The organism is Kordia zhangzhouensis, from assembly GCF_001005305.1.
Lineage (GTDB): Bacteria > Bacteroidota > Bacteroidia > Flavobacteriales > Flavobacteriaceae > Kordia > Kordia zhangzhouensis.
Map to the genome: position 1 here is coordinate 42,589 of NZ_LBMH01000006.1, position 25,307 is coordinate 67,895.

Sequence of the window (25,307 nt, forward strand, 5' to 3'; positions counted from 1 at the left end):
GTGAAGTTACTAATTTTAATGTGAGTTTGGTAAAAGTCGTATAGAAAAATAGTTTTGACTTTGTAGAACTATCTTTATTACTTTTAAATGATATGAAAAAACTCACTTTTGCACCTTTTCAAAAACTACATTTCCTTCGCTGTCAATATATTTATACACATTTCCCCAAAAACCATTTTTAATGATTGAATAACTAGCATCTTCTTGCAGATGATTTAACAATGATTTGTTTTCGCCTAAGTACGCAAATAGTGTTCTAAAAAGATTGACAGGTGTTTTAAGTTTTTCATCGTACTCGGGTGCAAGTTTATTAGGCCATTTAATTGCCAATGCCGCAGAAAACCCAGAATATATTAGTTCTCTATCTGTTTGTTTTTGGAAAAGTTCTTTCGTGTAATTAAGTCCGACGTAGCCACCGTGATCCGCTGCAATGACAATCAAACCATTTGGATCATTTTCCGTAATAACAGCAACTATTTCACGCAACCACTTATTGGCTTCTTTTATTTGCATAAGGTAATTTTCTCGCTCTTTTTTTACACCTAATGCTTGCTCTTTAAAAGTGGTAATATGTCCTGGAGCAATTTTTTCAATAAAGTAAAAATTACGTTTCCCTTGTTGTTCTTGGATTGTTTCTTTTAATGGTTCGATGAGTTTTTTTTGTATTCCAAATGCTCCAATTCCAAACCAAGGAACTTCATTCATAGGAAAATTGCTCTTGTCATAAGCAATTGTTGGTCGGTTGAGCAAAATGTATGGATTTTCAATAAAAAGAAAGGTTTGATACTCATTCTTCTTTAGCGTTTCTATTACTGGATTGTTTCCTGCTATGACTTCTCTTGCACCAAATAACTGTTCTCCATGATAATGATGCTTCATGGCAAACATAGAGCTGTTGGATAGTATGGTTGAAGTATAATTACTACGATAATTGGTATATAGCTTGAATCCACTTGTTTCTAGGAATGATTCAAATTCACTATTCTCAAAATTGTATGGATTTTTAGCCAATTCACGAAAATTCACATAACCATCTGGTTGAATTATGTATATGTTTGGAAACTGCTTGAATTTTGTTTCTACAATGGCATCAGGTTGTTCTTGCCAGATATTTGAAGAGCTAATAGCTCGAAATAATGTGGGCAATAGAGTTATAAATGCAACAAATGCCATTATGAATTGGATTACTACAATTTTTTTGTACTGCTTCCTAAGTATAATTGCGAATACCACAGAAACAATCATTGCCAATAAAATAAGCTTTCGATGTTGAAAACTATACATTCTTCCTACAAAATAAAAACTAAAAAACGCTGCATTCAGTATTGGCAACAAATACGGTTGCAATTTTTGCAACGGCTTGATATACTGTACGCATTTCCAAGAAATTACACATACAATTATAGGCAATATTAAATAGGCAGCTAAAATTACCACCAACTGAAATACCGAATTTACCAGCATAAAATTGGAATGGTATACATATATGAATGAGTATAAACCTGCAGCTATTGCAAATACAATTGGGTATTCACGCTGACTGGCTACAAATTTTTCTATATGTTTCCGTATGGCTGACATTATTTTTTCTTTTTGAAAAGATACAGTACACGCTCTGAATCATTAATTGGTCGTTTATCAACTAACTCAAAATAAAAACTATATGCTTTTTCAAAATTTTCTATTTGGTAATGTTCAAAATGATTTTTGAATTCTGCTTTTGCATTGAGCAACCGTTGAACATATGAATCTGTTCGCTTTGGGAATTCAATTAAAAGGTTGTTAGAAATTGATGCAAAAAATTGAGCTGAATTTTCAAAAGGCACATTCCCTGTTAGTGACAGATGATGAATTAACGCTAATGCAAGTGTTACATCGGGTTGGAAGTTTGCTACACGTTTGATGAATGAAAAACGTTCTGTATTTTGAAAACCGATAGCTGGAGAAGGGTTTAACAGATCAATCGTAAAAGGAATTATATGTGCTTCTTTGTTTTTCTTAACCAAATAATAATTTTGATTGACTGCATTATTGTCAATATCGCCTACCAATGCAAGTGTGATATCAGCACTTATTTGCCGCACAAAAGTTCCGTCGTTTCCACCAACATCAATTATTTTCTTAGCATTTAGCTGCTGAATCCAATCGTTGATAATTGTTGATTTTTGTTGAAAAGCCGTATCTGAATAGTTGGTTTTTTGATAGTAATCTCCCCATTCAGATTGCTCCTTGAGCTTTATTTTTTTTATATAATTGTATAAACTATCAATAATATTAAACAGCCCTTTTTTAGACAATGTAGCTTGTTTCCTTTTCTCTACATTTTCTTCTTGATGCTTGTGCTCATATCTTGCTAACAAATGAATATTAGTATATAAAAACGGATTCAACTTGGTTCGAGTTGGTAGCAAGGATGAGAGCAACTTCAACGGAATTCCATCGATAAAACTAGTCATTGTTTTTAAAAAATCTGCTCCATGATATTTAGCTAACACCAAAGGCCCTAAAAAGTGTGTAATGAATTGTTTGTAAGCTCGCCAAGGTGTATTTTCTTTATAAAAATCTAACGAAAGTGTATCAATAAAGATTGCCTTTCCATGAAAAAAAGCAACATTATAAGCAGTTGCATCTTTTAACGAAAACCCATGTTGCAATGCATATTTTTGAAGCTTAAGTGTCAGTAAAGCAGCTTCTTTATATTGTTGAAAACTCCATTCGTATGGATAGGTAATAAAAGGAATTTGTGTTGGCTGAATGTGAATTTCAGTTTCAGAAACTTTCAATTCTTCATGCGGTATCAATAATTGATGCTGAAATGCCTTTTGAAAAAAACCAGTATTTTGTAGCGCTTTGTATTGCGAAAAATAGGTAGAAAAAATAACTCGCTTAATAATTCCATTCTCTACATACACGTGTCCACTAGGATCGCGATAGGAAGAAGCATGACGCGAATTATTGGTCATTTTTAGATGGTTTTTTGAGTGATTTGTCATCTACATCGATATCGTCAAAAACTTCTTCAGAAGACTCCTTATGAAGTCCAAAAATAGTTTTGATTTTATATTTGATACTTTTATAGAATACTGCAACTCCTGCAACAACTGCAACAGCAGCTTGTGCTAACATTGCGCCTAAACCCGCATCAAAATAAAGAAATTCCATACTATCTGATTTCTGGTAAAGATATAAAATTTTACTTTTTACGAGCGCTCAAGTGATAGATATTGATGCCTAAAATTGCTAAGTTGGTAATGATTATTGGCAATCCTACACGTAATGTTGGCATTAAGCAACCATACACAACAAAAAGCAAACAACCAATTCCATTAATCATTCGTAACTTTTTTAAATCTTTCATTGTAAATGAAATCAATACTGCTATTGATGCCATATATCCAATCCACTCTGTAATTGTAATTCCTAGAATATCCATAGTATAAATTTAAAATTATTGATTGAAAAGTTTCTAATACTGTAGAAATTATTTGTGATAAAAAAGGTTTCACTACAATGTGTAATGAAACCTTTTAAGTATTTAATATGTTATATTTTTTAAATTGATTTATTACGCTTTCGTTCTACTTCTGTAAGATATATTTTTCGAAGTCGTAAATGATTTGGCGTTACTTCTACATATTCATCTTTTTGAATATATTCTAACGCTTCTTCTAATGAGAATTTGATTGCTGGAACAATTTTCGCTTTGTCATCTGCTCCGGCAGAACGTACGTTTGATAACTTTTTAGTTTTAGTAACGTTGATTGTCATATCGTCTCCACGAGAGTTTTCTCCAATCACTTGTCCTTCATAAATTTCTTCTCCTGGATCGATAAAAAACTTTCCTCGTTCTTGTAATTTATCAATAGAATACGGAATTGCTGTTCCTTTTTCCATTGATACTAGTGACCCATTTTGACGTTCTGGAATACCACCTCGAACTGGCTGATATTCTTTGAATCTATGAGCCATGATTGCTTCTCCAGCAGTAGCTGTTAACAATTGATTACGCAACCCAATAATACCACGTGATGGAATTAAAAATTCACAAATCATACGATCACCTTTGGCTTCCATACTTAATAAATCACCTTTACGAAGCGTGACCATTTCTACCGCTTTTCCAGAAACATGCTCTGGCAAATCTATTGTCAATTCTTCAATAGGCTCACATTTTACACCATCAATTTCTTTGATAATTACTTGCGGCTGACCAATTTGCAGTTCATATCCTTCTCTACGCATCGTTTCAATCAATACAGACAAGTGTAATACACCACGACCAAATACTAAGAATTTGTCTGCACTATCCGTTTCTTGTACACGAAGTGCTAAGTTTTTTTCTAATTCTTTTGTTAAGCGGTCTTTGATATGGCGAGAGGTAACATATTTTCCATCTTTTCCAAAGAAAGGAGAATCGTTGATAGTAAACAACATGCTCATCGTTGGTTCATCGATTGCAATGGTTTGTAATCCTTCAGGATTTTCAGCATCTGCAATTGTATCACCTATTTCAAAACCTTCTAATCCAACAATTGCACAAATATCACCTACCTGAATTTCAGTCGCTTTTTTACGTCCTAATCCTTCAAAAGTGTGTAATTCTTTAATTCTTGATTTTACCGTAGAACCATCACGCTTTACCAATGACACTTGCATCCCTTCTTTTAATGTTCCGCGTTGCAAACGTCCAATAGCAATTCGCCCTGTGAAAGAAGAGTAATCTAACGAGGTAATTAACATTTGTGTACTTCCTTCATCAAATTTCGGAGAAGGAATATGCTCCATTACCATATCTAATAAAGGCTCGATAGAGTCTGTTTGTTTTTGCCAATCGTCTGACATCCAGTTTTGCTTTGCAGAACCGTAGACTACAGGAAAATCCAACTGCCATTCTTCAGCTCCTAATTCAAACATTAGGTCAAATACTTTTTCATACACTTCATCAGGTGTACAATTTTCTTTGTCTACTTTATTGACAACTACACAAGGTTTTAATCCTAAATCAATTGCCTTTTGCAACACAAAACGAGTTTGCGGCATAGGCCCTTCAAAAGCATCTACTAATAGTAAAACACCATCTGCCATATTCAATACACGCTCTACTTCTCCACCAAAATCGGCGTGCCCTGGTGTATCAATAATATTGATTTTAGTTCCTTTGTAAGTAACAGATACGTTTTTAGACGTAATAGTGATTCCTCGTTCACGCTCCAAGTCGTTGTTATCGAGAATCAAATCACCTGTATTTTCGTTTTCACGAAATAGCTGACAGTGATACATTATTTTATCAACCAAGGTTGTTTTTCCGTGGTCAACGTGTGCAATAATTGCGATATTTTTAATTGAAGCCATTGCGCCTTTATTTTTAAGCGTGCAAATGTACAGTTTATTTAATAGACAAAAGAATTTTACTTACTTTTTTAGCTTAAATTATTGTTAACTAATATTTTACTTGATTTCTACCTGTGTTTCAACAGGTTTTAGCTAAAAGAAATGCGTTTCTATGTTTTCCTAGTACTTTCTTTCATGTGTTTCCGTAAGCTATTCACATATGAATCTTGTAACTTATCAACTGTTTAACCATAAAAAAATTACTATGTTAAAAAGTATTTTACGTATCCAAGGGACTAAAATTTTGAGTAAAAAAGAGCAACAAAACGTAACAGGCGGAAATAGTTGTAACTCTTATAATGGTCCAAGTTGTTTTGGTCCAATGCCTGGCTGCGCAAGCTGTGCCAGATGGCAAGCCTTACCGTTAGAATATAAAAACTGTGCTTTTGTAGATGTTTCGTGTGCTGAAAATTAAACACTAAAACCTGAGCGACGTTGTTGCGTCGCTCTCTCTTCAACTTCTCTTAAAAATTGCTAGACAACCCATCTTCCTTCTTTTTAATCAATCTTTCTAGTAAAAAAAGTTTCTTTCGGTCTTTTCTATCTATTAATTGGTATATATTTTTATTTTTGTGCTCCTCCACATATTAATAGCATTATTTAATCCTTTAACGACTTCATTATATTATGAAAAATTTTTTATGCCTATTCGCAGTTGCCATAATGATTATTAGCTGCGGAAAGAAGAGTTCAGAATCGTCATACATTCCTAAAGATGCAATTGGCGTTATGTATGTAAATCTTGAATCCTTGTCTAAAAAGAGTGAAGGTGTTGATTTTAAGAATTTGAAATTAAGTCAAGTATTCGAAAAAGAAGCACCCAAAGAGATGCAAGATTTTATGAATGAATATGTTACTACGGAAAATATTGATGCTACATTTCGCAAAGAGTTTCTATTAGGGTACGTATCTGTAGATCGTATGACTGGAACTGGAGGATTCATTATTCCTATAAAAAGTGCTGCTGCATTTGAAAAGATGATTCAACCTTTATTGGAAAAATCATCCATGCAAAAAGAGGAAAATGTTGGAAAAAATGATGCTTTTACGGTGTACTCTACGGGTCAAATGGCAATTGGTTGGAATGATAAAACAGCCTTAATTATTGGAGCTAGAGATTATGCTTCGACAGAATTGATTGATTTGACCAATATGGACTCTTCAGATAATATATATACGACTAATTATTTTAAAAGATTTTTTGACACCGATAAAGATATGGGTGTTCATATTTCTTCAACTCCTTTAGCAACTTTGGCAAATTCTCTTGCCTCTATGTTAGCCGGTATAGATATAAATCTTGAAAATAATAATTTTTATTACCATATGAATTTTGAAGATGATCGTATTCACTCGGAAGCGAAGCTAAATCTTAATGACGACTTTGAATCTTTGATTGGACATAAGTCTTGGATGACAACCAGTTATGAATCTTCTCTTCTAAAAGCTATTCCTGAGAACCCAAGTTTCTTACTCAAGGTTTCTATTAATCCTACTGCTTTATATGACCATATTGAAGGCTTACAAGACAATAGAATCATTCCAAAAGAAGCCCGTGCAGAATTAAAGCAAGGTTTTAGAAACATGAACCGTGGAATGAAACGAGAGGTTGGAATGACTGGAAAAGATCTTGCGGAAGTTTTTGAAGGTTCTATGTTGCTTTCCTTATCTGAAGGAAAAACTATAAAAGATACTATACACTCATATGATTATTACACAGACGAAGATGAGTATGAAATTTTAGACATAAAAATTCCAAATGTATACAGTGCTATTGCTATTAAAGACAAAGCTAAGTTTGATGCATTGATGACAGTCATTTTGAAGAAAGAAGCTCCAAAAGCAACCAAAGGAAAAGACTATTACGAATTAGGAAACAATATGTTTGCTGTTATTACAGATGATTTCTTATTTCTCACAAACGATGAAGCAAAAGCAGATGAAGTATATGCAAATGGTTCACTAGCTGCCAATCTTTCAAACTTTGAACACAAATCTTATCTTTCGCATTCGGTATATATGTTTATGACTCCAAATGCTACTGAAATGTATGGAAATTTCTTGTCTTCGTATACTTCTAGATTAAATTCTTATGGCTCATTTTCAACTGATTTCTCTACTGAATCAGCTGAATTGTATAAAAAATACTTTGCGGACACTCACTATTTCCTTGATGCTGATGGTATGGAAAGCTATACCTATACAAAAGGAGAAAATAATTCTTGGATAAACCTGATTCAATACTCTGACGCAATAGCAAATCAAGCAGCCAACATGGCTAAGAAATTCTAATAAGTCTTCTTTATAGTGTCGTTCCATGAAGATACAGATGAAATCAGTCATACCAACTTATTTTACTCCTGCTTCGTCTGAAGTATGGAGTAAAATAGTTGATTTTTCTCCCAAAGAATTGCATTTGATACATGCTGTTTCTGGAAGTGGAAAAAGTTCTCTATTCAATTTTCTTTACGGCTTGAATAACAAATTTTCTGGGACGATTTTTTTTGATGATAATGATATTTCAAAATTTACAGAAGACGAATGGACTGATATACGAAGAAAAAAGATTTCTATTGTTTTTCAAGGGTTGCGCCTTTTTCCGGAGCTGTCTGCTTTAGAAAATATTCAGCTAAAAAATACACTTACCAATTACAAATCTGAAACTGAGATTTTGACTTGTATGGAACGTTTGGATATGGCTCAGCTAGCTAATAAAAAAGTAGAAACTTTATCATATGGGCAACAACAACGAATAGCTATTGTTAGAGCGCTTTGTCAACCTTTTGAAGTGTTACTTCTTGACGAACCTTTTAGTCATATCGATGCTACGCAAATTCAAAATGCCAAATCGTTGATACTTGATGAGGTAAAAGCTCAAAATGCGAGTCTTTTATTAGCTAGTTTAGGAGATTCCTATACTGTACAATATTCTAAAATTTACTCGCTGTGATTCGTTCTTTATTACACAAACAATTACGCATATCACAGCTGCTTTTTTTTGCGCTTACTTCTAGTATAGGTTTAGGCATACTATTGGTAGTTTTTCAATTATTTATAGATACGCGCCCCCTTTTTGATACTTCAAATGATTTATTAGGAAAACAGAATCTCATTATTTATAAAAATGTTGGAAAAAACAACGTTTTTACAAGGGGAGAAATTCAAGAAATAGCGCAGCAAAACTTCACCAAAAAAGTAGGCGGTTTTACACATGGAACCTATCGCGTAGCAGCTAGCGTAACACTTCCTAATTATGCTAGTATTTCTACAGAAATGTTCTTGGAAGCAATCCCCGATGATTTTATTGATATAAAAAGTGATGAATGGAATTGGAAACCTGGAGATCGAGAAGTTCCAATCATTATTCCAAAAAATTATATTAATCTGTACAATTTTGGGTATGCGGCTAGTACAGGCATGCCGCAAATCAATGAAACCATTATTCGTGAAATTCCTATCGATCTTTCTCTAGTAGGTACCACACAACAAAAAAACTATCGTGCGTATGTATTAGCGGCTTCAGAAAAACTAAATTCTATATTAGTTCCTGCTTCATTTTTAAAACACACCAATCAACTATTGAGTCCTAATAAAACTCCTAAAATCTCCCGCTTAATCATAGAAGTTACCAATCCTTCAGATCCGAGCATATTAGATTTTTTAGAAAAAAAGAAGTTTAAATATCTTAAAAATGACGTTCAAACTTCTAGAATTAGTTATTTTTTACAATTAATTCTCTGGATTGTTCTGAGCATTGGCTTCTTAATAACTGCCTTATCTATACTCTTGGTGATTACCAACATCAATTTGCTTATTCTGAAAAATAAACAAACTATTTGTCAACTCTATTTTTTAGGATATTCAAGAAAAAACATTGCCAAGGTATATCTTAATATTGCTCTAAAAATACTGGCTTTTTCTATTGTTATCGCTTTGGTAATCGCTATTATATGCAAATGTGCTCTGAGTTCGTATTTAGAAATTTTACAGTCAAACACAACGATATTTTCAATTGGTTATCTAGTAATTTTTGCTGCAATACTTTTTATTGTATTTGCATCTTATTACCGTAGACATATTTATCAAAAAATTACACAATTAACCAAAGTTAATACAAGCTTACTCACTACTGAAATTTAGCGTATCTTTGTGCAAAATTTCAATTTATGCAACTGAATTCGATTCCAAAAATCAAACATACAACATCTGATAATTTTTTCTTGCTTGCAGGTCCGTGCGCTATTGAAAGTGAAGATATGGCGTTACGCATTGCTGAAAAAGTCGTTAAAATTACTGATGAATTAGAAATACCTTACGTATTTAAAGGAAGTTTTAAAAAAGCCAATCGAAGTCGCATTGACAGTTTTACAGGTATTGGTGATGAGAAAGCCCTAAAAATCCTTAAAAAGGTTTCTGATACATTTGATATACCAACAATTACTGATATTCATGAAATTTCTGATGCTGCCAAAGCAGCCGAATATGTAGATGTACTTCAAATTCCAGCCTTTTTAGTACGACAAACAGATCTTGTTGTAGCTGCTGCACAAACAGGAAAAGTTGTAAACCTTAAAAAAGGGCAATTTATGAGTCCTGAAAGTATGAAACATGCGGTAAAAAAAGTACATGATTCTGGCAATCAAAATGCATGGATTACCGATAGAGGTACGATGTTTGGCTACCAAGATATGATTGTAGATTTTCGAGGGATCCCAACGATGAAACAATTTGCACCGACAGTTTTAGATGTAACTCATTCACTACAACAACCTAACCAGTCAAGCGGTGTTACAGGTGGGCGTCCTGAAATGATTGAAACAATTGCACGTGCTGGTGTAGTAAATAATGTAGACGGGCTATTCATCGAAACACATTTTGACCCTGCCAATGCAAAAAGTGATGGTGCTAATATGTTGCATTTGGATTACTTGCAAAAACTACTTACCAATTTGGTGAAAATTCGACAAACAATTAACAATCTTTAATAAGCTATAAACTTAAAGAAGCCGCTAGTAATAACTAGCGGCTTCTTTTAATACATCTGATAGTATTGTTGGGTTAATATGTTTGATGTTTTGGTAGCGAAGTGACGCCATTTTCTTTCTATCTTTCGTAACCAAATCAGAAGAATGAACTTGAATATTTCCTCCTTTAACAATCCCAACATCTACATATTGTCGTTTGTGACTTGCATTTAGATAACAAAATGGTTTACCGTTTAAATAATAAAAAGGAATTTTATACTTATACTTCAACTCTATTCTTGGAAAATCATGTTCTATCAACACTTGTAGTTGTAGCAATATAGTTTTATATGGTTCTGGTTGATTTAATATGTACAGTTCTGCTGGATTCATGACTTCTAAAACTCAAATATAGTTTTTATGAATGTTTCGGCATAAAAAAAGACCTACGATAGCAGGTCTTTTTTTCAATACAGTTTGTTTTTTTTAACACCTTCTTGTTTCCAAACAATCCATCTTAGTCGGTTCGTCGCTTCCTCCACAAAAATCTGTAGCTCCATTTTGCGTATTTGTAGGTCGTGTACATACGTTTGTTTCTACAGACATACATGCGCATGTATCATACAGCGTTTCATTTAAACAATCACGAGTTCCACAAGTTAAAGGATCTGAAAGCGGAATAGTTTCACCGTTTTGAATAGCGCCACCTCTTACGCGACCCATCGCTTTAAATGATACTACAGTAGTTTTTTGGAATTGTAATTTGGAGGTAAATTGTTTTTTCTTCATAATCATTAGGTTTCATAAGTTTTCATCCAAATATATGTGTAGACATTCTACTTATACAAGAAAATATCTAGAAATTCATAAATTACGAGTGCAAAAAAAATCATTCAATCCCTTTATTATCAAGGTTTTTTATATAATACGAGGGATACAATCCTGTTTTGTTTTTGAATGCTCTAGAAAACGATTCTGAACGATTAAAACCAATTTCTTGTGCGATGGAATCGATAGTGTACGAACGAAATTTCTTATCATCTTTTAATCTTCTAATTGCATAATTAATACGAAGATCTGTAATATATGCCGAAAAAGATTTCCCTTTGTGCGAGTTAACCAACTTCGACAAATAAGATGTATTTGTTTTTAATTTTTTAGCAACTTCATTCAAACTACAGTTACGACTTAGGTATTGCTCTTTAGTTTCAAACTTTTCTAATTTTTTTAATAAACGAACTTTGGTTTCATCAATGATTTCAACTTCTTTGGCCTCAATCTTTTTTTCAGGAAGTTTTTCGGTTGTTTTTTCTTCTAGTTTTTCTTGAGTGACTTGGGCAATTTTTTCAACAATCTCTTCTTTTTCATCTTCTAAACTTTGAAGGATTGCCGCAAATTTCCGTTGATTTTCTTTTTCACGCTGTTTATAAAAGTAAACCAACCAGATAACTGTAATTATGGCAAGAAAAACACTCACAAATAAAATAATCTTCGTTATATATGAGTTTTCTTCTGCCAAGCTTAATTCTTCTTTAAGCGATTGAAGATCATATTTCCGAATGATATTGATACTTATATTTTCTTGTCGTTTATCATTTTGCTTGTATATATCATTCGCTTTCTCAAAATATTTTATACTATTATTAATGTCTCCCAATTCATTATATGACTTAGCCAGTAAAGCATAGGTTTCTTCTAACTTGATAAAATTAAGATGATTAGCATTCATCAACTTTTCAGATTTTACTAAATACTCAACCGCTTTTTCATATTTTCCTTCATAATAGTAAACTTCTCCTTTTTCAAAATATATAAGCGGAATTTCTGGGTCGATAGATTTAATTTGATGGGCTATTTCCAGCGAAGCATCCAACAATTCGTGAGCTCTATCATAGTTTTTATTCAACCCTTCAATTGTCCCTAAAAAAGATAAAAAATAGAACTTAGATTCAGTTAAATTGTTTTGGTTACTAAGTACTATCCCTTGTTCGCAATATTGTTTCGCTTTGGTGTAATCTTCAGTATATATATATCCTTTTATCAACGCTACGTAAACTTTAGTTTTGAAAGGCGTTAAATCACCTGCTGTTCCAGTTTCAATTGTCGCAATGATTTTTTCAAGGATTTCAATAGCTCCAGAATTATCATTCGTTTGTTGTTTAATTAATGCGATATTAAGTGATATGGCAAGTTCGCGTTTGAGATTTTTGGTTTTTCGAGCCAGTTCAAGTGCTTCTAGATTATATTCCATTGATTCTTTGTAAGAACCAAATGCATAATAAAAATTGCCTTTATTAATCAGAGCCGATAAAATCAAATCATTCTCATTCATTTTTTTGGCAATTACGTAGAGTCTATCTACATAATTTAATGATTCTTCCAAGCGCATCTGACTGTGGTACCAGTGAGCCAATACAAAATTTCCCCAAAACTGTGTTCGGAGTTCTTTTGAGGAAAGCATGACAGATTCTGCGTAATCGACGCTAATCTTTGTTTTGATAGAATCTAACTTGTACTGTTGCGTAAATAAACGAGCAAACTCTTTAGGTTCAATATCACTCAAGGACTTTTTGAACGCTTCTTGATCAAAAGATGCTATATGATTTTGTACAATCGTATTTGCATATAAATGTTGATTAGAGGAAATAATAAAAATGAGTAGTAAACACACTACATATTTTTGAAGGAGCATATACAGTTTTTTTGATTCTATTATTTATCAAAATAGGCAGTATATCAAAAATAAAGGTTTTTATAGAATTTAACACCTTCTTTTACTGTCAATTTTATGTTTCTATGAAAGAATAGCAATAAAAAACTCTCTAAATGGCTTAGAGAGTTTACTATATAGGTTGGTTGAGTGTTTTAACATTTGTCAACAGAAGCATCTATGCAAAACTCTTCTGTATCATTTGAGAGTGTGATGCCAGTTTTACAGTCAGCTCCAAGAATAGTTACCCTGATAGTTGTGATAATGCAAACATCATCTATAGAAGGTTGGGGATCGTTTCCTCCTACAATGTTATTTAGCCTTGACACACTCACTTTTCTGACCTCTAGCTTCAATTTTCTTCCTTTTTTCATAATGATACGTTTTGTTTAATTTGTATTGTTTCAAATATACTAGAAAATGATAGCGAGCCCAGATATAGCTAGTCGTGATTTATAAATAACGACTACACACACTTACTAAATTACTGTTTTTCAAGCTCTTTTATAAAGTATGATGGATATAATCCTGTTTTTACTTTGAATGCTTTAGAGAATGATTCGGAGCGTTTAAATCCAATTTCTTGAGCAATAGCACCAATAGTAAAGGATCTAAATTTTCGATCCGTTGATAATTTTTCAATTGCATACTCTACTCGAAGATCAGTGATATAGGAGGTAAACGATTTTTGTTTGTGTCGATTAATGACTTTAGACAGATACGTTGTATTGGTTTGTAATTTTTTAGCAACTTCTACCAAAGTACTCTCCGGACTTAAAAACATTTCCTGCGTTTCAAACGCATCTAACTTGTTTAATATTTCTAGCGTAATTTCATCAATTTCTTCAATATCTTCAGGCTCTTCCGTTTCTTTCTTTACTAATACTTCAGGTTCTTTATGAGCGTTTTTTTCATTTAGTACTACCTCTTTTCGTGCTTTTTCTTGCTGTCGTTTTTCTTCTAATTGTAGCATCAAGCTTTTAAAACGTTCTTTATTTTTTTTCTGTTGTCGTTTGTTAAAAAATAATAATCCTACTATAATCAATACCAAGCTTACAATACCTACTGTATAGATATACTTGGTTTGTTTTGATTTTTCCTGTAAGGTGTTGATTTCTTCTTTTAGTTGTACTAAATCAAACTTTTTGACAATGTTTGCATTTAGTTCATTCATTTTTTTATCATTCTCTGTATCAATCTCAATAGCTTTTTCATGATATTTTACACCCATTTCAGCATTACCAAGTGCCGTATACGATTTGGCTATATAGTAGTACATCTCTTGAAGACTTAAGAAATCTAATTTGTGCGTTTCTTTGAGTTCTTCTATTTTTTGTAATTCTTCTATTGCTTTTTGATATTTTTTTTCACCATAATATGTTTTCCCTCTGTAAAATTTGGCAAATAAATTCAAACTTTCATTTCCCACCATATTATCAATAAGTGTTTCGGTTTTATCTAAAAGTGTATGCGCTTTTTGATAATTGCCTTTGGCTGTTTCAATCTCTGCAAAAGCTGACAAAAAATGAGCTTCTGCTCGCTTATTATTGATTGTTTCATTTAATTGCACGCCTTTATCACAATACAATGTAGCTAACTCATATTCTTCAATATATGTATAAGCTCCACATAAATTCACGTAGATATTCAACTTTTGTTTGTCATTGATAATTGACGGATTATTATTGATAATTTCTAAATTTTCCAATAAAAGTGCAATAGCAGCTTTTGTGTCATTCGCTTGCATTTTTACTAAGGCTATATTTCCTGTTACAGCAACTTTTCGTTTAAGATCATTCGCTTCTTTAGCGATTTCTAATGCATTGTAATAGGAACGTAAGGCTGGAAAATTTTTCCCCGATTTAAAATAAAAAAAACCTTTTCGAAGATGAGCTAAGTATAGTATACTATCATTTTTTATTGTACTAGCAAGATTAATTCCTTTATCAAATAGCGCTATTGCTGCTTCTAAATTCCCTACTTTGTCTTCCCAATAAGGCAATGTAATTGCTGTAGAAGCTGCTATTTTAGGATTGGAAGCGTTGAGATAATGTTCTTTAAGGTAAGATGCAACGAGAGCCGCTTTGAGAGAATCTTTATTTTTTTCAGCATGAAATATTCGTGTGAGCTTGTAAAAAGAATGTGAAGGCAAAGCTTCTCTAAACGCTTGTAGTGTATCATTTCGATCATGAGACAATTTCGTTTGTGCTGCCATATCACTACTTATAAAACTTACAAAAAACAAAATTAGTAGAATATGAGAAGAACAATAAAATCGAATTGACATAGCTAAAACGTTGAAATAGTTAACAGGGAATACTCAAAAATAGAAAATTTAATTCCAAAATAGATAATGCGATTAATTTTTCATCTTTTTAGGAATTTGAAAGCTAAAAGTAGCGCCTTTACCTTCTGAGCTTTCTAGGTAAATTTCACCTTCATTACGCTCTACTATCTTTTTGACCAAAGCTAACCCAATACCAATTGCTTCTCCATCTGTATCAATTTGCAATTTCTGAAACAATTCAAACACTTTTTTATGATAACGAGTGTGAATTCCTGGGCCATTATCTTTAATAGAGAATCGATAATCTGTTTTTGTTTCTTGATAATCAATTGTTATTTCAATAAGATCTTTGTCATTATGTTTAATCGCATTTTGAATTAAATTTTGAAATACTTGAGTAAGCTGCGATTCATTAAAAAGAATTCTAGGTAATTTTTTTTCTATCGTACAGTTGATATGATTAGCTTCATATGTGCGTAAAATTCTCTTTACCAACGTATGTACATTCACTTCTTTTACTTCTTGTTCTGGATTTCCTTGAAGCGAATAATTTAAGATTCCTTCTACCAAAAGGTCCATTTGCGTTACTTGTTTTTTGATATGAAATAAGCTTTGATTTGCAGCATCGTTTAACTGTTTATCTTCGTCTTCTATCAACCAATCTGTCAGTGTATAAATGTTTCGCAATGGACGTTTGAGATCGTGTGATACTACATATGCAAACTCTTCCAAATCTTTATTTTTTCGCAATAATTCTTTGGCGCGAAGCTCAGAATCTTTAGTCCGTTTTTTAATTACTTTTTCAAGATTTGTATTAATCACTTCCAATTTTTTACGATAGCGAATAAAGCCATTCGTAATCAGAAAGGAAAGTATAAAAATAATGCTTATCGTAGCTAAAATGCTACTCTCATGTACAGGATCTAAATCAGATATATATACATAATAGGCTAAGTGAATCGTTTCTGTAGTGCTGTATATAATTACTAATATTCGGTTACTTAACAGCAATACAGAACCAAAAATAAACACATAAGTAACCAATAGGAAGTCTAGTGAAAAATTATTTAAATAAGTTGCATACGTTAAATAGTGCTGGAATGCCATTGTAGAAAAAAAGACAAATAAACCATAGTACTGCAAAATGAATTTATTCTTCAAATTGGGTAAAATTCCAATTAGTAAAAATAAAACTGCAAACACCATATTTCCATAAAAAGGTATAATAACCTCTGGATGATAATATTTCATGATTTCCATATACACAAACGTACTAGGTGCACCAAGACATAACGTTATGCCACTATTGCGAATTTCAAAAGGTTCCAGCCTTCCTAAAGTTTTAAATACGTTTTTTATCATGAAAGTTTGAGGCAGTTTATGTTTTAATTTTTAAGATGGTATTGTAAAAATAAATTGAGCTCCTTTGCCTAGTTCACTCTCTATGTAAATTTTTCCTCCATTCCGTTCAATGATTTTTTTCACTAAAGCCAAGCCAATTCCTATAGAATCTACTTCTTTTTTAACATCAAGCTTTTGAAAGAGTTCAAAAATCTTTTTATGGTATTTCTCTTCAATTCCAGGACCATTATCTTTGATAGAAAATTGATGCATTCTTTCTAATTTTTGATAATCAATCGTAATATCAACATGATCTTTATCGGTATGCTTTATAGCATTTTGAATTAAATTCTGAAAAACTTGTAGTAATTGCGACTCATTAAACATTACTTTTGGAAGTTTTTTCTTTAAATGGATACGTACCGTTTCACTAGAATTTACTGTAATTATACGTTCTACCAACGCTTGAGAATCTACACTATTGACAGGCAACTCTTTGTCCATTTGCAAGGAATAGTTCAAAATTCCTTCTACTAATAGATCCATTTGTGTCACTTGTTCTTTAATCAATCGAAAACTTTGATTCGTTTCATCATTAAACTGATATTCATCGTCATCAGTAAGCCAATCAGTAAGTGTATAAATATTTCGTAGTGGGCGTTTAAGATCGTGAGATACTACATAAGCAAACTCTTCCAAATCTTTATTTTTTCGCAATAATTCTTTTGCTCTATTCTCTAAATCGTTTGTGCGTTGTTTTATTCGTTCTTCCAGTTCAACATTTACCGCTTCTAACTTTTTTCGATAACGAATCAACCCATTCATAACTAAAAAAGAAAAGATAAAAATAGTGCTCATGGATACCATAATTGCACTTTCTGACATACGATCTAATGTAGAATAATATACCCTATATGCAAGGTGTAATAACTGCGAAGCACTAAAAATAATAACTAATAATCGATTGCTTAAAAGTAATACAGAACCAAAAATAAAGACATACGTTACCAATAAATAATCTAATGAAAAATCATTCAATGCCGTTGCATAAGTTAGATAGTATTGAAAGGTCATTAGTGTGGCAAAAGAAATCCAACCATACATTTCGTTGAGACGTTTATGCTTAAAATAAGGAATAGCTCCTACTAGCACAAAAAGCAACGAAAATACTATTTCACCGTAAAAAGGAATGTTGAGATCAGGGTTGTAATGTAGCATGAATATCACATAGATATACGTGCTTGGTCCTGCAAGCAAAAAAGTGATACTACTGTTCTTTATTTCAAAAGGTTCTAATCGTCCAACATCTTTAAGATATTTTACAATTTTATCCAAATAACTAATTTTATGTTAAGGTTTTAAAGTTATGGAAAATGATTTTAAAAAAAATGTATTAAAAATGATTTTTTACTTGTTTGTCAACAACATTTTACATTACTTTGTATTTCAAAGTACTTTAATATGGCATCATCAGACTATTTAAACGATATTAAAGAGATTAAGCACCTAATGAATAGGTCGTCTCGATTCATTTCACTCAGTGGGCTTTCAGGAGTAATGGCTGGTATTTATGCGCTTATTGGAGCTTGGTTTGCTAAACAAGAATTGGCAAAAGCTGCTTTAAACAAAATTGATATGCGTACTGGACATTATGAAGCGACAACTAGTGAAGTTACTTTTAATTTATTGCTTATTGCAACAATTGTTGTTGTCCTTGCTATTGTTACTGGGATTTTTCTTACGCAACGAAAAGCCAAGAAAAATAATGAAAAAATGCTTGATAAGTCAGCAATTAAACTACTTGTCAACTTTTTGATTCCATTAATTACAGGTGGTATTTTTACACTTGTAATTTTGCAAAGAGGTTTGGTGGGATTGGTTGCTCCTACAACGCTTATTTTTTATGGGTTGGCATGTGTAAGTGCAAGTAAGTTTACGTATGGACATGTAAAATATTTAGGATTTTCCAATATCATTTTGGGATTAATTGCCACTCAATATATTGGATATGGTTTGTATTTTTGGGCAATTGGTTTTGGTATATTTCATATTGTTTATGGCACGTGGATGTACATCCTTTTAGAACAAAATACAAAATAAAAAAGTGAGTATCCTTAATAATATAAATAAAGCATTTGATCACCGAATTCGTTTGGGCATTATGTCTGTGTTGATGGTAAACGAGTATGCTGATTTTAAAACATTAAAAGAACTTTTAGATGCCACAGATGGGAATTTAGCCAGCCATGCCAAAGCACTTGAAAAAGTAGCTTATATAAAAGTGGAAAAACAATTTATTGAGCGAAAGCCTAATACGAGATATAGTGCTACTATATTAGGAAAAACTGAATTCAAAAAGCATATAGAAGCCCTAGAACAACTTATTCGAAACAGTGAATAATCAAATTTTGAAATACATGAGCACACTTACAATTAATTATACCTTACGCCCATTCTTACTACTGAGAATGAAAAATTAAAAAAATTTTATATACAACTTTGAAATTCAAAGTACTTTTAAATTATAAACAATGGAAATATCACAAAAAAACACAAATCAAAACGGAAAGTTTGTTACTTGGTTTCGAACTTCAATCACAGCTCGTATGCTCATTATGGGAACCTTGGTTTTTCTTTTAATGATTCCTCTTGCGCTAGTACAAGAACTAATTATTGAACGTGAACATCGACAACGTAGTGTCATGAATGAAATCAATGATAATTGGGGAAATGAAATCGTTTTTTATGGTCCTATATTGAAAGTTCCATACAAAACCTATGAAGAAACAGTAACCTATAATGCAGAAACAGAAGAAAGTTTTAAAGAGAAACGCACCATATTGAATTATGCATATTTTTTCCCAGAGCAGTTGAATATTGACACTCATGTGGATACGGAGCGAAAAAAGCGAAATAATTTTGATACCGCAGTATTCAAAGCAGGTATTAAAGCTACAGGTCATTTTGAAACTCCTAATTTTTCTACAAAATCAATTCTAGAAGAAGATATTGTTTGGGACAAAGCCGCTTTAATAATCCATAGTTCTAACTTAAAAGGACTTAAAAGTGAAGTAAAGCTTACTCTTAATGGAAATGAGTATGGTTTTGAAACAAATTATACAATCCAAAATAATGGGTATCCACACTTGGAAGAACTTGAAAGTTCCTTCATAGCTCTTGCAGATATTCCAAAAACAAATACAAGCGATTTTCAATTTGAGCTAGAATATAACGGAAGCGAACAAATTGAATTTGTTCCCATTGGAAAAGTTACTAATATACATATGACTTCCGATTGGAAAGATCCTAAACATATTGGCAATTTTACAACACAAAACGAACAGACAACTGCTAATGGCGGATTTGAAGCCGAATGGAAAATTTTGAGCACGAATCGATCATTTTCTCAACAATTTTTTCAAAACTTACCGCAACTTACAAGTTATGCCGTAGGCACAAATTTTATCTTTCCTCTTGATGAATATCAAAAGAGTCAACGTTCTGCCAAATATGGCTTTTTAGTCATTGGACTCACATTTTTAGTATTCTTTTTAATTCAAACTCTAAGTAAAATATCCATTCATCCTTTTCAATATATAATGATTGGGCTTGCATTGATTATGTTTTACACTTTATTAATTTCTATTTCAGAACACAGCAGTTTCTTAAAAGCGTATCTCATCGCAGGTGTCGCCGTCATTGTGATGATTACTTTATATTCTAGATCAATCTTGAAAAAGTGGAAATTTCCACTCTTTATCGGAGCCACGTTAACCACTATGTACGGATTTATTTTTGTGATTATTCAATTAGAAAGTTACGCCCTTTTAGTGGGAAGCATTGGCCTGTTTATCATTTTGGGTATAGTAATGTATGTATCTCGAAAAATAGATTGGTATGTTGACCCTTCAAATTCACAGCAGGTACAATCTGCATAAAAATTGATTTGTTAGTTTGATGAGAAAACGATTCCTAGCTTTTAAACTTTTTAGCGAAAAAAGCATAGGTTTCGTTTTCATTTAAAAAAAATTATCATGAATATTCCTTATATCTACACGCTTTTAAAAACAGCTAAAATCACCGCTATTTTGAGTTTTTTAGGTGGAACTTTTTTACTTATCTGCTATTTGTATAATGCAGGATCTCAAACAATTCTCAATTTAGGAATTTACTATGCATTATTCACATTACTCATGAACAGTATATTATTTTTTACTCTATGTATCATTTTCATGCATAGTGAAGTAAAACGCAAAAATATTCTTAAATCATTGCTATTGATGATACTGAATATTCCTATCAGTTTATGTTATGTAATACTGATTGCTAATTATTAATTAAATAAGAGAATAAAATGTTATTAGACGCTACTAAATTGAATCGTTTTTTGCTCATTTTCAGCATATTTTGCATGGTATTACTTTCATTTCGCATGCTCCTAACCGAAAGTTTATTTTATGGTTTTCTAGTGTGGAATTTGTTCTTAGCAATGGTTCCATATGGAATCTCTTCCTGGTTAATACACACACATTGGATACGAAAACATAGTTTTCCTTTACTTTTATTCTTAGGAATTTGGTTGTTATTTTTACCAAATGCACCTTATGTCATTACAGATCTTAAGCATTTAAGATATGCCAAATCTTCTTTGAGTTGGTTTGATCCTTTTATGCTATTTGCTTTTGCTCTAAACAGTTTACTTTATGGAGTTATTTCAATACAACATATTTTTCAGATAGCGAAGGAAACATGGAATCGGAGAATGGCAAAGCTACTTATATTTTTTGTTGTTTTTCTATGCGGATTTGGAATTTATTTAGGTAGATATTTACGTTGGAATTCATGGGAGTTCTTTACACATCCTTTTCAGCTTATTCAAGATTGTATTTGGAGCTTAATTCATCCTTCATACCGAATTCGAACTTGGGGAATTACTGTAGGTTTCGGTTCATTTTTATGGTTTTTATTTTTGTCAACACAAAAAATTTATACCACAAAAAAAGCATCTCGCTCCTGAGATGCTTTTATATTTTTATAGGTCTAAAAGCAAATTATTTGCCATCTACATAGTCTTGCAAATATGCGTATCGTTCCGTCAGTTTTCCGTCTGAAGTTGTCATTTTTGCTCTAGCCAATACTCCATCTTTATCTCCGTTATAAAAAGCTGGAATTACATGTTTTAAAAACATCTCACCAAAACCTTCACTAGCGTCTTTAGGCAACTCACAAGGCAAATTATCAACTGCCATTACCGTGATTGCTCCTTTTGCATCAAAAGCTACTTCAGATTCTGTCTGTGGATCATAGCCATAAAAAGGATTTGCGATTGTAGAAGGACGAATGGTACTTGCCACAGGACCATCTATATCACATGATATATCTGCTACCAAATTAATATTAAAATCAGGTTGTTTCGCATCTTCGCGAGTAAATAAGTACGGAGCTCCATCTCCATAAAAATGACCTGCAATAAAAAAATCTGTCACTTTGGCATACGGTCTAAAATTGCTTTTATAGCCGCTTGGATTTTTATAAAATTCATACTTATCTCCAGCTTTTCCATCTGTACGGACATTATACTCCATCACATCAATCATACAATATACTGGCTCTGTAAAATCTGTAGTCAAATATGCTGTATCACTAACTTCTTTGACTCCAAGATGGTCTAAAATTTCTTTGGCTCCATACGCTACTTTTCCTGAACCAGATAGAACAATCTTAATAGCAGGAATTGTTATCTTATCTAATTCCTTTTTAACAGCTTTCAAATCTTCTAAACTTTCCACTTTGGGTAACGAAAATAATCCATCACGCAGTCCCATAGCACGAAAACCATTATAAGCTCCTACTAGTCCCGCATAACGACCAAAACCAATCAAACGGCCTCCATTTTTCTTTGTAATTACCTCATGATCATACATTTCAATGTTTTTGGCCAATATAGCTTGTAACAATGCACGATTGTAAGGCTGTTTTTTAATTGTATGAGAAAAGAAAAAGTACTTCTTGTGAGGAATCAAATGATCAATAGGAACTTCTTTTACACCAATCATTACATCACAATCAGACACGTCATTAGTGACTTCAAATCCTTTCGTAGTATAAGTATCATCAGTAAAAATACGAATATCAGAACTCTCTACTTTAAACGTCGCTTCCGAAAATTTTTCATTAGCTTCAGCTAATTTTTCAGGAGAAAAAACAACGCGCCTGTCTGGTGGGTTTTTACGTTCTTTAATGAGGGCAAATTTCATAGGCTTTTGGTATAATTAGGTCAGATATTTTATACTCTGACAAAAGTGTGTTTGGTATATTTTTTGATTACTTAATAGTAGGATTTTAAACAAAACACACAAAACTATTAAAATTTGTGTTATTTTTGCGATTCTTTTAACGAATTAAAAGAAAAAGTTCTTAAACATATTGGGGTCGACTGGTTTTGACAGCGAGTCGAATTGAAGTGTAAGCACGTCGAGCGCTGAAAAATAGCTCGTAAATCTCATAATTCACACTTTTTAAATGGCGAGAATAACTACGCTTTAGCTGCATAATCCGAATTATAGTACGATACGCCTTTAGTTTCCGTTAGACGGAAAAGCTAAATGTCTCGTAATAGCCCTTGTTGATGGCGATTACTTCAGAGGCACCATAAAAGTCAACATCGAAACTGTGTAGCTTCGTCACAGTTTTCCAATTGAAGAAGCTAAGCTATTAGTGGGCGGTTTTTGGTCAGCTAACAGTCGAAAAAGAAACAAAAACTAAGCGTGTAGAAAGCATTTGAATTGCTTGTTTGGACGAGAGTTCGATTCTCTCCGACTCCACAAATAACGCTCTAAAGCATTGGTTTTAGGGCGTTTGTTTTTTGAGTTGACATTATCGTTGACAGAAGTAGTATTTTTATCTTTGTTTTTCAGCTTCATTTGACTTTTAGAATAGTTGATTTATTTCTATCCCAAATTTTCAATTAAATAATCTAAAGATTTGATTTGATAATCTTCATTTTGGTAATCATTCGTTTTGCAGAATGATACCAGTAGTTCGTACAGATTGTTTGTGAGAATGAAAAAGTATAAACCGTTTTTGATATTCTTTTCAATTTCAAATTCACGTTTGCACTTTTCCAGTTCCGACTTTTTTTGCTTCAATTCTTTTAATAAAGCTTTGTTTACTTCTTTTTGATTTGTCATATACGATAATTTTAATGTTACAAAACACAACAAATATAGCTACTTAATATTAAACAGTAACATAAGACATAACATTTAGACGTTACTTTTGTATTTTTATATAGCTTTGAAATGTTAAATAGTATTTTTTATGTTACGTGTAAAAGAAGTTGCAAAGAGTAAAAATATAAGCTTAGAACAATTAGCCAATATTTTACAAATAAATAGAGTTACGTTAAGTAGAACCATTAACGGCAATCCCACCGTTGAAACATTGACGAAAATAGCGAATGCGCTTGACGTTGAAATTAGCGAGTTATTTAGTTCGTCAAAAGGTAATGCGAAGCTTCACGGCTATGTAGAGTACAAAAATGAAGTGTATCGTATTCACTCGAAAAAGGATTTGGAGAATTTGCTTGACATTGTAAACACCTCTTCAAATTAAATATTGTAGTCAAAATTAGAAATTTCTAATTAATGAATTAAATTTCTTACTTTTATTTAAAACAATGTAAATGAAATTAATTTTTAATTTTATAAAGAAGATTTCTAAATCTCTTAAAGACCACCTATCAATTATCTTGTTTATTCCTACTTTCTTAGGTGGAACATGGCAAATACTAGAGTTATACAGAATTTCCCCTTATCATATTAGGTTTTTTTCATTTTCTCAACTAGCATCGGATGGGCTTTTAATTTTAATCTATTTACTAATAGGTTATTTTGCACTTTACATACCGTATAGTAAAATTATAGTTAACGAGGATTTAGATTTAGAAGATACTAATGATAATAAAAAGGAAACTATTAGCAAAGAGGGAAAAGCACAGCTAAATATTTTATGGTATTTTTTCATCTTAGGAATCTCTTTCAGTATAATTTTAAAAATAAATACTTATTCCCTTAGTTCTTACTTCCAATTATTATATATACTACTCATTATTGTTTTTTCATCTATATTATTATTGAGTCATATACTTTTTGTATGGTCAAAAAATAAGTATATTGCAATAATAATATCCTCATTTATTATTTTTGGATTATCTTTTTCTATTCGGGAAGCCTATAATAAGTTAAAGAACTCTCCAGATGCAAAGTCATATTACTATGATAAAGATTTTGTCAAATTCTACAACACAAAAAATATAAATAGAATTGTCAAAGAAAAAATAGGTGATTTGCCATATACTATACAATACTTCAATGATAAGTATATTTTTATCATTTATGAAAATGAAAAGAAGGAAAAGAATTATTTAAATTTGAAGTTTGATGCTTTTTTTGAATTCAAAAAAGATGAGTTGAAACCTAAAATTCAAAAAGATTCGGTTTATAAAGAACTTACTACAAAAACTGACTCTTTAAATTTAAAGTTGGATGAGATAAAGAAAGATAGTTTAAACATTCAAAAATAGTAGCCATTTCTTCAAAAAATTAACTTTCAG

General features: G+C 31.9%; 26 protein-coding genes and 1 other RNA gene. 13 read left to right on the top strand and 14 right to left on the bottom strand.

Going from position 1 to position 25,307, the window contains the following annotated elements:
* Nucleotides 1–102: 102 nt before the first annotated feature.
* The 5 genes from AA088_RS10585 to typA all read right to left on the bottom strand — a co-directional run bounded on the left by AA088_RS10585 (nt 103) and on the right by typA (nt 5,352).
* Complete coding sequence (locus tag AA088_RS10585; RefSeq protein ID WP_046744983.1) at nt 103–1,581, bottom strand: sulfatase-like hydrolase/transferase; 1,479 nt, start codon at nt 1,579–1,581, stop codon at nt 103–105.
* On the bottom strand, nt 1,581–2,963 hold the full coding sequence (locus tag AA088_RS10590; RefSeq protein ID WP_046745212.1) for a hypothetical protein: 1,383 nt from the start codon (nt 2,961–2,963) through the stop codon (nt 1,581–1,583). The genes AA088_RS10585 and AA088_RS10590 overlap by 1 nt, the downstream gene beginning before the upstream one ends.
* Nucleotides 2,953–3,162, bottom strand: coding sequence for a hypothetical protein (locus tag AA088_RS10595; protein WP_046744984.1), 210 nt, complete (start codon nt 3,160–3,162; stop codon nt 2,953–2,955). Before AA088_RS10595 ends, AA088_RS10590 begins: the two co-directional genes overlap by 11 nt.
* 31 nt (nt 3,163–3,193) lie before the next feature.
* Nucleotides 3,194–3,433 carry a hypothetical protein gene (locus AA088_RS10600; protein WP_046744985.1) on the bottom strand — a complete coding sequence of 80 codons (240 nt, stop codon included), beginning with the start codon at nt 3,431–3,433 and terminating at the stop codon, nt 3,194–3,196.
* A 119-nt stretch (nt 3,434–3,552) separates the two neighbouring features.
* Nucleotides 3,553–5,352, bottom strand: a complete 1,800-nt coding sequence (gene typA, locus AA088_RS10605) for a translational GTPase TypA (protein WP_046744986.1) — start codon at nt 5,350–5,352, stop codon at nt 3,553–3,555.
* 244 nt (nt 5,353–5,596) lie between these two features.
* Between typA and AA088_RS10610 the strand changes: the two genes are divergently transcribed.
* The 5 genes from AA088_RS10610 to kdsA all read left to right on the top strand — a co-directional run bounded on the left by AA088_RS10610 (nt 5,597) and on the right by kdsA (nt 10,376).
* Nucleotides 5,597–5,806 carry a hypothetical protein gene (locus AA088_RS10610; RefSeq protein WP_046744987.1) on the top strand — a complete coding sequence of 70 codons (210 nt, stop codon included), beginning with the start codon at nt 5,597–5,599 and terminating at the stop codon, nt 5,804–5,806.
* Between the two features lie 212 nt (nt 5,807–6,018).
* The gene (locus AA088_RS10615; protein WP_082106702.1) at nt 6,019–7,683 is read left to right on the top strand and encodes a DUF4836 family protein; all 1,665 of its coding nucleotides are present in this window, start codon (nt 6,019–6,021) and stop codon (nt 7,681–7,683) included.
* A 37-nt stretch (nt 7,684–7,720) separates the two neighbouring features.
* Entirely contained in the window at nt 7,721–8,341 is a 621-nt protein-coding gene (locus AA088_RS10620) for an ATP-binding cassette domain-containing protein (RefSeq protein ID WP_052752864.1), read from the top strand.
* Nucleotides 8,338–9,531: an FtsX-like permease family protein gene (locus AA088_RS10625; RefSeq protein ID WP_157547148.1), complete on the top strand. Its 1,194-nt coding sequence runs from the start codon at nt 8,338–8,340 to the stop codon at nt 9,529–9,531. The genes AA088_RS10620 and AA088_RS10625 overlap by 4 nt, the downstream gene beginning before the upstream one ends.
* Nucleotides 9,532–9,557: 26 nt before the next feature.
* Entirely contained in the window at nt 9,558–10,376 is an 819-nt protein-coding gene (kdsA, locus tag AA088_RS10630; RefSeq protein WP_046744991.1) for a 3-deoxy-8-phosphooctulonate synthase, read from the top strand.
* 24 nt (nt 10,377–10,400) lie between these two features.
* Here kdsA and AA088_RS10635 read toward each other — a convergent pair whose 3' ends face one another.
* The 7 genes from AA088_RS10635 to AA088_RS17685 form a co-directional block, all read right to left on the bottom strand.
* On the bottom strand, nt 10,401–10,748 hold the full coding sequence (locus AA088_RS10635) for a DUF1801 domain-containing protein (protein WP_046744992.1): 348 nt from the start codon (nt 10,746–10,748) through the stop codon (nt 10,401–10,403).
* Between the two features lie 93 nt (nt 10,749–10,841).
* The gene (locus AA088_RS10640) at nt 10,842–11,144 is read right to left on the bottom strand and encodes a hypothetical protein (protein WP_046744993.1); all 303 of its coding nucleotides are present in this window, start codon (nt 11,142–11,144) and stop codon (nt 10,842–10,844) included.
* Nucleotides 11,145–11,244: 100 nt separating this feature from the next.
* Nucleotides 11,245–13,047: a helix-turn-helix domain-containing protein gene (locus AA088_RS10645; protein WP_046744994.1), complete on the bottom strand. Its 1,803-nt coding sequence runs from the start codon at nt 13,045–13,047 to the stop codon at nt 11,245–11,247.
* Nucleotides 13,048–13,220: 173 nt separating this feature from the next.
* The gene (locus AA088_RS10650) at nt 13,221–13,421 is read right to left on the bottom strand and encodes a hypothetical protein (protein ID WP_157547149.1); all 201 of its coding nucleotides are present in this window, start codon (nt 13,419–13,421) and stop codon (nt 13,221–13,223) included.
* Between the two features lie 128 nt (nt 13,422–13,549).
* Nucleotides 13,550–15,280, bottom strand: coding sequence for a helix-turn-helix domain-containing protein (locus AA088_RS10655; protein ID WP_046744996.1), 1,731 nt, complete (start codon nt 15,278–15,280; stop codon nt 13,550–13,552).
* Nucleotides 15,281–15,424: 144 nt separating this feature from the next.
* On the bottom strand, nt 15,425–16,714 hold the full coding sequence (locus tag AA088_RS17680; RefSeq protein ID WP_082106707.1) for a sensor histidine kinase: 1,290 nt from the start codon (nt 16,712–16,714) through the stop codon (nt 15,425–15,427).
* Between the two features lie 30 nt (nt 16,715–16,744).
* Nucleotides 16,745–18,028 (bottom strand): sensor histidine kinase, encoded by a 1,284-nt coding sequence (locus tag AA088_RS17685; protein WP_052752866.1) that lies wholly within the window; start codon nt 18,026–18,028, stop codon nt 16,745–16,747.
* A gap of 126 nt (nt 18,029–18,154) precedes the next feature.
* Between AA088_RS17685 and AA088_RS10670 the strand changes: the two genes are divergently transcribed.
* The 5 genes from AA088_RS10670 (at nt 18,155) to AA088_RS10690 (ending at nt 21,710) form a co-directional block, all read left to right on the top strand.
* The gene (locus AA088_RS10670) at nt 18,155–18,793 is read left to right on the top strand and encodes a hypothetical protein (protein ID WP_046744997.1); all 639 of its coding nucleotides are present in this window, start codon (nt 18,155–18,157) and stop codon (nt 18,791–18,793) included.
* Nucleotides 18,794–18,797: 4 nt separating this feature from the next.
* A complete protein-coding gene (locus AA088_RS10675) occupies nt 18,798–19,094 on the top strand; it encodes a winged helix-turn-helix domain-containing protein (RefSeq protein ID WP_046744998.1) in 297 nt (98 codons plus the stop codon).
* 130 nt (nt 19,095–19,224) lie between these two features.
* Nucleotides 19,225–20,631, top strand: a complete 1,407-nt coding sequence (creD, locus tag AA088_RS10680) for a cell envelope integrity protein CreD (protein ID WP_046744999.1) — start codon at nt 19,225–19,227, stop codon at nt 20,629–20,631.
* Nucleotides 20,632–20,727: 96 nt separating this feature from the next.
* The gene (locus AA088_RS10685; RefSeq protein WP_046745000.1) at nt 20,728–21,030 is read left to right on the top strand and encodes a hypothetical protein; all 303 of its coding nucleotides are present in this window, start codon (nt 20,728–20,730) and stop codon (nt 21,028–21,030) included.
* 95 nt (nt 21,031–21,125) lie between these two features.
* Nucleotides 21,126–21,710: a DUF1361 domain-containing protein gene (locus AA088_RS10690; RefSeq protein WP_162199685.1), complete on the top strand. Its 585-nt coding sequence runs from the start codon at nt 21,126–21,128 to the stop codon at nt 21,708–21,710.
* 34 nt (nt 21,711–21,744) lie between these two features.
* Here AA088_RS10690 and AA088_RS10695 read toward each other — a convergent pair whose 3' ends face one another.
* A complete protein-coding gene (locus AA088_RS10695; RefSeq protein ID WP_046745002.1) occupies nt 21,745–22,950 on the bottom strand; it encodes an NAD(P)-dependent oxidoreductase in 1,206 nt (401 codons plus the stop codon).
* A gap of 171 nt (nt 22,951–23,121) precedes the next feature.
* On the opposite strand from AA088_RS10695, the gene ssrA reads away from it, so the two are divergent.
* Nucleotides 23,122–23,520: a transfer-messenger RNA gene (gene ssrA / locus AA088_RS17875) on the top strand.
* A gap of 123 nt (nt 23,521–23,643) precedes the next feature.
* On the opposite strand, the gene AA088_RS10700 is transcribed toward ssrA, so the two are convergent.
* Nucleotides 23,644–23,883, bottom strand: coding sequence for a hypothetical protein (locus tag AA088_RS10700; RefSeq protein WP_046745003.1), 240 nt, complete (start codon nt 23,881–23,883; stop codon nt 23,644–23,646).
* Nucleotides 23,884–24,013: 130 nt separating this feature from the next.
* Here AA088_RS10700 and AA088_RS10705 point away from each other — a divergent pair, with 130 nt between their 5' ends.
* Complete coding sequence (locus AA088_RS10705; RefSeq protein WP_046745004.1) at nt 24,014–24,307, top strand: helix-turn-helix domain-containing protein; 294 nt, start codon at nt 24,014–24,016, stop codon at nt 24,305–24,307.
* Between the two features lie 70 nt (nt 24,308–24,377).
* Nucleotides 24,378–25,277 carry a hypothetical protein gene (locus AA088_RS10710; RefSeq protein WP_046745005.1) on the top strand — a complete coding sequence of 300 codons (900 nt, stop codon included), beginning with the start codon at nt 24,378–24,380 and terminating at the stop codon, nt 25,275–25,277.
* Nucleotides 25,278–25,307: the final 30 nt, after the last annotated feature.

Bases quoted from the DNA above. Each gene is read 5' to 3' on its own strand.
- AA088_RS10585 (WP_046744983.1), bottom strand. From the start codon at position 1,581: ATGTCAGCCATACGGAAACATATAGAAAAATTTGTAGCCAGTCAGCGT.
- AA088_RS10590 (WP_046745212.1), bottom strand. From the start codon at position 2,963: ATGACCAATAATTCGCGTCATGCTTCTTCCTATCGCGATCCTAGTGGA.
- AA088_RS10595 (WP_046744984.1), bottom strand. From the start codon at position 3,162: ATGGAATTTCTTTATTTTGATGCGGGTTTAGGCGCAATGTTAGCACAA.
- AA088_RS10600 (WP_046744985.1), bottom strand. From the start codon at position 3,433: ATGGATATTCTAGGAATTACAATTACAGAGTGGATTGGATATATGGCA.
- typA (WP_046744986.1), bottom strand. From the start codon at position 5,352: ATGGCTTCAATTAAAAATATCGCAATTATTGCACACGTTGACCACGGA.
- AA088_RS10610 (WP_046744987.1), top strand. From the start codon at position 5,597: ATGTTAAAAAGTATTTTACGTATCCAAGGGACTAAAATTTTGAGTAAA.
- AA088_RS10615 (WP_082106702.1), top strand. From the start codon at position 6,019: ATGAAAAATTTTTTATGCCTATTCGCAGTTGCCATAATGATTATTAGC.
- AA088_RS10620 (WP_052752864.1), top strand. From the start codon at position 7,721: ATGAAATCAGTCATACCAACTTATTTTACTCCTGCTTCGTCTGAAGTA.
- kdsA (WP_046744991.1), top strand. From the start codon at position 9,558: ATGCAACTGAATTCGATTCCAAAAATCAAACATACAACATCTGATAAT.
- AA088_RS10635 (WP_046744992.1), bottom strand. From the start codon at position 10,748: ATGAATCCAGCAGAACTGTACATATTAAATCAACCAGAACCATATAAA.
- AA088_RS10640 (WP_046744993.1), bottom strand. From the start codon at position 11,144: ATGAAGAAAAAACAATTTACCTCCAAATTACAATTCCAAAAAACTACT.
- AA088_RS10645 (WP_046744994.1), bottom strand. From the start codon at position 13,047: ATGCTCCTTCAAAAATATGTAGTGTGTTTACTACTCATTTTTATTATT.
- AA088_RS10655 (WP_046744996.1), bottom strand. From the start codon at position 15,280: ATGGCAGCACAAACGAAATTGTCTCATGATCGAAATGATACACTACAA.
- AA088_RS17680 (WP_082106707.1), bottom strand. From the start codon at position 16,714: ATGATAAAAAACGTATTTAAAACTTTAGGAAGGCTGGAACCTTTTGAA.
- AA088_RS10670 (WP_046744997.1), top strand. From the start codon at position 18,155: ATGGCATCATCAGACTATTTAAACGATATTAAAGAGATTAAGCACCTA.
- creD (WP_046744999.1), top strand. From the start codon at position 19,225: ATGGAAATATCACAAAAAAACACAAATCAAAACGGAAAGTTTGTTACT.
- AA088_RS10685 (WP_046745000.1), top strand. From the start codon at position 20,728: ATGAATATTCCTTATATCTACACGCTTTTAAAAACAGCTAAAATCACC.
- AA088_RS10690 (WP_162199685.1), top strand. From the start codon at position 21,126: ATGCTCCTAACCGAAAGTTTATTTTATGGTTTTCTAGTGTGGAATTTG.
- AA088_RS10695 (WP_046745002.1), bottom strand. From the start codon at position 22,950: ATGAAATTTGCCCTCATTAAAGAACGTAAAAACCCACCAGACAGGCGC.
- AA088_RS10700 (WP_046745003.1), bottom strand. From the start codon at position 23,883: ATGACAAATCAAAAAGAAGTAAACAAAGCTTTATTAAAAGAATTGAAG.
- AA088_RS10705 (WP_046745004.1), top strand. From the start codon at position 24,014: ATGTTACGTGTAAAAGAAGTTGCAAAGAGTAAAAATATAAGCTTAGAA.
- AA088_RS10710 (WP_046745005.1), top strand. From the start codon at position 24,378: ATGAAATTAATTTTTAATTTTATAAAGAAGATTTCTAAATCTCTTAAA.